Source organism: Janthinobacterium sp. GW458P, assembly GCF_002127585.1.
GTDB lineage: Bacteria > Pseudomonadota > Gammaproteobacteria > Burkholderiales > Burkholderiaceae_D > Janthinobacterium.
On record NZ_NEGZ01000041.1, the window covers coordinates 45,129 to 51,971 of the forward strand.

Genomic DNA, 6,843 nt, shown 5'->3' on the forward strand with positions numbered 1-6,843 from the left:
GTCGTCATGGCAGAAGTAACAGAGAGCCAGTTTGCGCTGGGCGATAACGCCGCGCGCCAGCTGGCCAATGCAAGCAAGAGCGTCCCCCAGCTGTCCACGATCACGCCGCGCTGGCTGGTGCACCTGCTGCAATGGCTGCCCGTGGAAGCGGGTATCTACCGCCTGAACCGGGTGAAAAACCCGAAGGACGTGCGCGTGGCCTGTTCGCAGCGCGACGAGTCGGAACTGCCGCAAACCTTCGTCGACTACGACGAGCAGCCGCGCGAGTATTTTCTCAACGCCGTCAGCACCGTGCTCGACGTGCACACGCGCGTGTCGGACCTGTACAGCAGCCCGCATGACCAGATCAAGGAGCAGCTGCGCCTGACCATCGAGACGATCAAGGAGCGCCAGGAAAGCGAATTGATCAACAATCCCGATTACGGCCTGCTGGCCAGCGTGCACGACGACCAGCGCATCTTTACGCTGACGGGCGCGCCCACGCCGGACGACCTCGACGAACTGCTGACGAAAGTGTGGAAGGAGCCTGGCTTCTTCCTCGCCCATCCGCTGGCCATTGCCGCCTTTGGCCGCGAATGCACGCGCCGCGGCGTGCCGCCACCCACCGTCAGCCTGTTCGGTTCCCAGTTTCTCACCTGGCGCGGCGTGCCGCTGGTGCCGTCCGATAAGCTGCCCATCGAGGACGGCAAGACGAAAATCATCCTGCTGCGCGCGGGCGAGCAGCGCCAGGGCGTGATCGGCCTGTTCCAGCCTGGCCTGGCGGGCGAGCAAAGCCCGGGCCTGTCCGTGCGCTTCATGGGCATCAACCGCCATGCGATTTCGTCCTATTTGATTTCGCTGTATTGCTCGCTGGCCGTGCTGACCGACGATGCGCTGGCCGTACTGGAAGACGTGGAGATCGGTAAATACCATGACTACCCAGACACCTACAAGTGATGGCGCGGCGGCCCTGGCGCCGCCGTCCTTCCTGCCCGACGAGGCGACCCTGAACCGCCTGGCCGGTGAATTTTTCGCGCGGCTGCCCGGTCCGGATAAATCCCCCAGCCTTGGCGGCTCGGGCAGCGTGCTCGATGCGGCGCCCCGCTATGTGCACCGTGCGCCGCCGCAACCCGGCCCTTCGTTCGCGGCCATCGCTCCCGGCGTGGCGACGGCGCAGGTGCCGCCCGTGACGGCGCCATTGGCGTCTCCGCTCGCACCGGCGCCCGCCTCCGTGCCGACGCCGCGCTTGTCGGCGATCAACGCGCCCGCTGCGCCATCGCCGTATTATTTTATCGGTGGCGCGCATGGTTATCCCGCGTCAGGCAGCAAGCTCGATGGCCTGGCGCAGCAGGGGCTGGGGCAGGCCGCTCCCGAAGATCTGCGTGGCTGGCTTGCCGCGCCAGAGCGCTCGCCTGCGCGCCAGCTGCCGGTGACGCCGGCCAGCAGCCAGCCCGCGTTCTATTTCCAGACCGAGCTGCCCGCGCGGCCAGCGGGGACCCAGCGGGGCGACGGGCAGACGCCGGCGCCGTTCGACGTGCACGCCGTGCGGCGCGACTTTCCCGTGCTGGCCGAACGGGTCAACGGCAAGCCGCTGGCCTGGTTCGACAATGCGGCCACCACGCACAAGCCGCAGTCGGTGATCGATCGCATCGCATATTTTTATGCGCACGAGAATTCGAACATCCACCGCGCGGCCCATGCGCTGGCGGCGCGCGCCAGCGACGCGTACGAGGCCGCGCGCGCCAAGGTAGCGAGTTTTCTCGGCGCCGCTTCTCCCAATGAAATCATTTTCGTGCGCGGCGCCACGGAAGGCATCAATCTGATCGCCAACACCTTCGGCCGCAAGTACATCGGCAGCGGCGACGAGATCATCGTTTCGCAGCTCGAACACCACGCCAATATCGTGCCATGGCAGCAGCTGGCGGCGGAAAAGGGCGCGATGCTGCGCGTGATTCCCGTCGACGACAGCGGGCAGATCATCCTCGACGAGTTCCGCAAGCTGCTCAACGGCCGCACCCGGCTGGTGTCCGTGACGCAGGTGTCGAATGCGCTGGGGACGGTGACGCCCGTGGCGCAGATCATCGCGCTGGCGCATGCGGCCGGCGTGCGCGTGCTGGTCGACGGCGCGCAGGCCGTGTCGCATTTGCGCGTGGACGTGCAGGCGCTGGGGGCCGACTTTTACGTGTTTTCGGGCCATAAAGTGTTCGGCCCGACGGGCATCGGCGCCGTGTATGGCAAGGCCGACTTGCTCGAGCAGCTGCCGCCGTGGCAGGGCGGCGGCAACATGATCGCCGACGTGACGTTCGAGCGCACCGTCTACCAGGGCGTGCCGAACCGTTTCGAGGCCGGCACGGGCAATATCGCCGACGCCGTGGGCCTGGGCGCGGCCATCGATTACGTGCAGCGCATCGGCCTGGAAAACATCGCCGCCTACGAGCACGCGCTGCTGGCATACGCCACGCACCACCTGCAAGCGATTGCCGGCGTGCGCCTGATCGGCACGGCGCTGGACAAGGCCAGCGTGGCTTCTTTTGTGCTGGCCGGCCATGCGCCGGCGGAAGTGGGGCGCGCGCTCAACGACGAGGGCATCGCCGTGCGTTCGGGCCACCATTGCGCCCAGCCGATTTTGCGCCGCTTCGGCGTGGAAGCGACGGTGCGCCCGTCGTTTGCCTTCTACAACACGTACGAGGAGATCGACCGCATGATCGCCGTGGTGCGCCGCCTGGCGGGCGCGCGCCGCTGATCTTGTCTGCTTGGCAAGCTGATGCCGTCCCTGCGCCAGCGGGGGCGGCATTGTTGCGTCATGTCACGGACTTTGCGCGCGGCTGGCAGGCGGCCGCAGGCTGGCGGTATAATTTATCCTTGGCAATATTCAAGCCGCGGCGCCGTGCCGCCGGCGCCCGAGGAGATATCCGGTGGAAGATCAACACAGCTCGCCCGAGCTATTCCTGTTCCTGGCGTCGACCGTGCACGACATGAAGAATTCGATCAGCGTCGTCAGTGGCACTTTGGAGTCGCTGCTGGCGGCCGAGCAGGCCAAGCCCGCGCCGCAGGCCGATCCCGCCTACCTGCAGATGGCGCAGATGCTGTACCAGACCAAGCGTCTCAACGATAACCTGATCCAGCTGCTGGCCCTGTACAAGGAAGTGGGCAAGCCCGGCTACCCCTTCGACGTGCAGCCGCAGCTGGTGAGCCAGGTCATCGACCAGGTGGTCGACCAGGAAAAGATCCTGCTGGCCTCCAAGGGCATACGCCTGGAAACGGCCTGTCCGCCTCAGCTGATCTGGACCCTCGACGAAGACCTCGTCATCGGCGTGCTCGCGCATGCCATCAACAACGCCATCCGCTATACGCAGGACACCATCCGCCTGTCCGTGCAGGAGCGCGACGGCATGCTGGAGCTGCGCGTGGAAGACAATGGCGACGGCTATACGCAGGCCTTGCTCGACGCGGGCAGCGCGGCCATGGACGGCATGGCCTCCGGCGTGAATTTTTCCACCAACAGCACGGGCCTGGGCCTGTATTTTTCCAGCGAAGTGGCGAAGATGCACAAGCACCGGGGCCAGAGCGGCAGCATCGCCCTGGCCAATGGCGGCGCCCTGGGCGGCGGCTGTTTCACCCTGCGCCTGCCCTGAGCGAGGACACCATGACCGACAGCCACGCCACCGCCGCCGAAGCGGGCAGCACCGACTGGGCCGACAAGCATTATCTGCTGGTCGACGACTTCATCGGCATCCGCATCCTGCTGCGCGAATCGCTGCGCAACCTGGGCGCGCGCCATATCGACCAGGCGGCCAGCGGCGGCGAAGCCATGAAGCTGCTGGCCAAGACGCGCTACGACGTGGTGCTGTGCGATTACAACCTCGGTGAAGGCAAGAACGGCCAGCAGGTGCTGGAAGAGACGCGCGTGCGCAACCTGACGGCGCCGTCCAGCGTGTGGCTGATGGTGTCGGCCGAGAAAAGCGTGGAATCGGTGATGGGCGCGGCCGAGCACCAGCCGGACGCCTACCTGATCAAGCCCATCACGGAAGGCGTGCTGCTGACGCGGCTGAACCGCGTCTGGCACAAGAAGCAGGTCTTCCGCGAAATCGACCAGGCCTGCATGGAAAAGGATTATCTGCGCGCGGCCAAATTGTGCGATGCGCAGATCGAAGTCAACAAGCTGCACGAGCTGGAATTGCTGCGCATGAAGGCGAGTTTGCTGCTGAAAAGCGGCGAGCCGGAAAAGGCCCGCGCCGTGTACGAAAAAGTGCTGGCCGAGCGCGATTACAGCTGGGCCAGGGCGGGACTGGGCAAGATCCGCATGAACAATGGCGAACACGAGGTGGCGCGGCAGATCTTCCAGGGCGTGATCGTCGAAAACAAGTATTACATCGACGCCTACGACCAGATGGCCGTCGCCTACCAGCTGATGGGCCAGCACGAAGAGGCCTGCGGCGTGCTGGAAAAGGCGGCCCGCCTGTCGCCCAATTCCGTGCCGCGCCAGCGCAACCTGGGATTGGCGGCCCTGAAAGTGGGCAATGTCAGCATGGCGGAAAAGGCTTTCCGCAAGTGTATTTCCATCGGCGAGTTTTCCGTCATGAAGACGCCGGACGCCTACCTGGGCCTGGCGCGCGTGTGCGGCCTGAAAAAGGATGCCAAGGAGGCGCTGCAATGGCTGCTGCTGGCGCAGCGCGAATTCTCGCCCGAGCAGATCGGCCTGCGCGCGAAGATCACGGAAGGCATGGTGCACCACGAAACGGGCGATTACCGGCGCGCGCGCAAGTGCGGCGACGAACTCGAAGCGATGCTGGCGGAAGACCCGGCGCGGCCCGAGAAAAACATCTGCATGGAGCTGGCCACCCTGCTGTTTGCCGTCGGCGTCAAGGATGCGCCGGCCGGCCTGCTGTGCTACGTGGTGAAGAATAACCACGACAACCAGGTGGTGCAGGACGAGGTGCAAAAGATTTTCGACAAGGCCAAGATGGGCGACGAAGGCACCAGCCTGATCATCGCCTCGCGCAAGGAAGCGTCGGATCTGATGAACAAGGGCGTGCTGCTGTGGAAGACGGACAAGCTCAACGAAGCGGTGGCCTGGATGCGCGCGGCGCGCGAAAAGCTGCCGAACAATCTGCGCATCCTGTTCAATTCCGCGCAAATCATCGTTTCCTTCCTGCAACAACGCGGCTACCAGGCGGACTTGGCGGCAGAGGCCATGGAAGTGTTGTTGTATGTAGACAAAATTGCACCAGGACAACAGCGCTTCGCCCAGTTGATGGAGCAACTGGTGCAACTGACGCCGCCGCCGGCGCCGGAAGGGGAGGCCGTGGTGGTGGAAAATACGGAGGCCGCGCCGGAAAAACCCGCAAAACCGGTGCGCGAGCGCGGCGGATGATAAACTAGGGGTCAGCGTGGGCGCGCCTGCGCTTGAGTTGCTTTACAACAATAAGGAAGAAAATATGCGTGATGTGGTCAATGAAGTGTACAAAAAAATGAAAGTCGGCGCCGTTGCCTGGGTACGCCCGGTTGCCGCCAAGGGAGACACGCTGGAAACATTCCAGACTTCGTACGAGCACGCCAAGGCGCTGGCCGACGAAGGCCTGATCACAATCGGTGACGTTAAACGCCAGGCCGACAACATGATCGAGGCGATCCGCATTCATCGTATCGCCTGATCATATCGCCGCCACGGGACGTCAGGCCTTGCCTGCCGTCCTGGCTTTGGGCGCCGCGCGTTTCGCGGGCGCCTTGCGCACCGGAGCCTTGGCTGCCGTGCCTGCCTCTGCAGGTTTGCCCGGCTTGCCGGCCGCTGGCTTGGCGTTGACGGCGCCGCCGAAACTGGCCGCCGCCGCATCGGGCGACATCGCCGTCGACACCGCCTGTTTGAATTGATCTTGTAACAAATTCCACCAAGCACTTGGATTGGCCAGCTGGGCCGCTGCATGGCCCGCCGCGTCGCCGGGCGCCGCTGCCGCAGGTTCCGCCGCCGGGGCAGGCGCGGGCGCCGGTTCAGGGGCGGCCGGTGTTGGCGTTGCTTGTTGGAAAAATGCGGAAGCGTAGGGTGCGGATTCGAACAGCGGCTTGTCGCTGGCGCCCGGCTGCTTGATGGCCGCCGCCAGCGAAGCGCCCATCGATTGCAGAGTGGCGATGGTGCCGCGCTGCACTTCCAGTGCCTGGATGCTGCCGCGCAGCATGCTGGTATTGAGGTTCAGCCACGCTTCGACGGCTTTCAGGTCGCTGATTTTCTTGTCCAGTTCTTCCACCGACATGGTGGGCGCCGTGATGCCGGGCATGCCCATGCCGGGGACGCTCATGCTGCCCCACAGGTTTTTGACGAAGTCGAGCGTATCGGTCACAACTGCTGCGCCCGGAATGTGGGGCATTTGCGGATTTGCCATGCTGAGTCTCCTGGTAGGTTCGTTCCTGCCCTTAGCGTAGCAGATATCAGCTTGCAACTGACGCAATGCCGCCAACATTTTCTTACATAAAACATCAGAAGTTGAGCGCGGGCAAGGGGCAGCAGTGGGGCGAAAGCGGTACACTAGCGCCCATGATGCCCGCTTCCTTCTTTTCGCCACCGCGCCGCCGTACCGTCGTCATTGTCGCGGTCATCGGCGTGCTGCATTACATGGCGCTGGAATGGCTCACTTCGCATGCGGACACGGTGCCGCCGGGACTGGACAGGCAGCAGGTGGTCAGCATGGCCCTGATCGCCGAAGCGCCCAAGCCCCTGCCGGTGGCGCCGCCGCCCAAGCTGCAGCCCGTGCCCGAGCCCCGCTTGCCGCCACCGCCGCCGCCGACGGCGCTGCCATCGAGCGTGACGGCCCAGTTGACGGCGCCTGCCAGCGATGTGCCGGAAGGGCCGGTCGCGCCCGCGGCGCCGGC

The 6,843-nt window shown here is 65.0% G+C and carries 6 protein-coding genes and 1 pseudogene; 6 read left to right on the forward strand and 1 reads right to left on the reverse strand.

Going from position 1 to position 6,843, the window contains the following annotated elements:
- Positions 1-6 precede the first annotated feature (6 nt).
- The 5 genes from CBW50_RS20010 (at position 7) to CBW50_RS20030 (ending at position 5,633) form a co-directional block, all read left to right on the forward strand.
- The gene (locus CBW50_RS20010; protein ID WP_076565434.1) at positions 7-936 is read left to right on the forward strand and encodes a family 2A encapsulin nanocompartment shell protein; all 930 of its coding nucleotides are present in this window, start codon (positions 7-9) and stop codon (positions 934-936) included.
- Positions 911-2,722: a family 2A encapsulin nanocompartment cargo protein cysteine desulfurase gene (locus tag CBW50_RS20015; RefSeq protein ID WP_086147173.1), complete on the forward strand. Its 1,812-nt coding sequence runs from the start codon at positions 911-913 to the stop codon at positions 2,720-2,722. The genes CBW50_RS20010 and CBW50_RS20015 overlap by 26 nt, the downstream gene beginning before the upstream one ends.
- A gap of 172 nt (positions 2,723-2,894) precedes the next feature.
- Positions 2,895-3,614, forward strand: coding sequence for a sensor histidine kinase KdpD (locus CBW50_RS20020; protein ID WP_086147174.1), 720 nt, complete (start codon positions 2,895-2,897; stop codon positions 3,612-3,614).
- 11 nt (positions 3,615-3,625) lie between these two features.
- Complete coding sequence (locus tag CBW50_RS20025) at positions 3,626-5,353, forward strand: tetratricopeptide repeat-containing response regulator (RefSeq protein WP_086147175.1); 1,728 nt, start codon at positions 3,626-3,628, stop codon at positions 5,351-5,353.
- Positions 5,354-5,369: 16 nt separating this feature from the next.
- Complete coding sequence (locus CBW50_RS20030) at positions 5,370-5,633, forward strand: hypothetical protein (protein WP_253251964.1); 264 nt, start codon at positions 5,370-5,372, stop codon at positions 5,631-5,633.
- A 21-nt stretch (positions 5,634-5,654) separates the two neighbouring features.
- On the opposite strand, the gene CBW50_RS20035 is transcribed toward CBW50_RS20030, so the two are convergent.
- The gene (locus CBW50_RS20035) at positions 5,655-6,356 is read right to left on the reverse strand and encodes a PhaM family polyhydroxyalkanoate granule multifunctional regulatory protein (protein WP_086147176.1); all 702 of its coding nucleotides are present in this window, start codon (positions 6,354-6,356) and stop codon (positions 5,655-5,657) included.
- 152 nt (positions 6,357-6,508) lie between these two features.
- On the opposite strand from CBW50_RS20035, the pseudogene CBW50_RS20040 reads away from it, so the two are divergent.
- Positions 6,509-6,843, forward strand: a pseudogene (locus tag CBW50_RS20040) (hypothetical protein); the annotation flags it as partial.

Coding starts and splice junctions, on each gene's coding strand:
- CBW50_RS20010 (WP_076565434.1), top strand. CDS start 7: ATGGCAGAAGTAACAGAGAGCCAGTTTGCGCTGGGCGATAACGCCGCG.
- CBW50_RS20015 (WP_086147173.1), top strand. CDS start 911: ATGACTACCCAGACACCTACAAGTGATGGCGCGGCGGCCCTGGCGCCG.
- CBW50_RS20025 (WP_086147175.1), top strand. CDS start 3,626: ATGACCGACAGCCACGCCACCGCCGCCGAAGCGGGCAGCACCGACTGG.
- CBW50_RS20035 (WP_086147176.1), bottom strand. CDS start 6,356: ATGGCAAATCCGCAAATGCCCCACATTCCGGGCGCAGCAGTTGTGACC.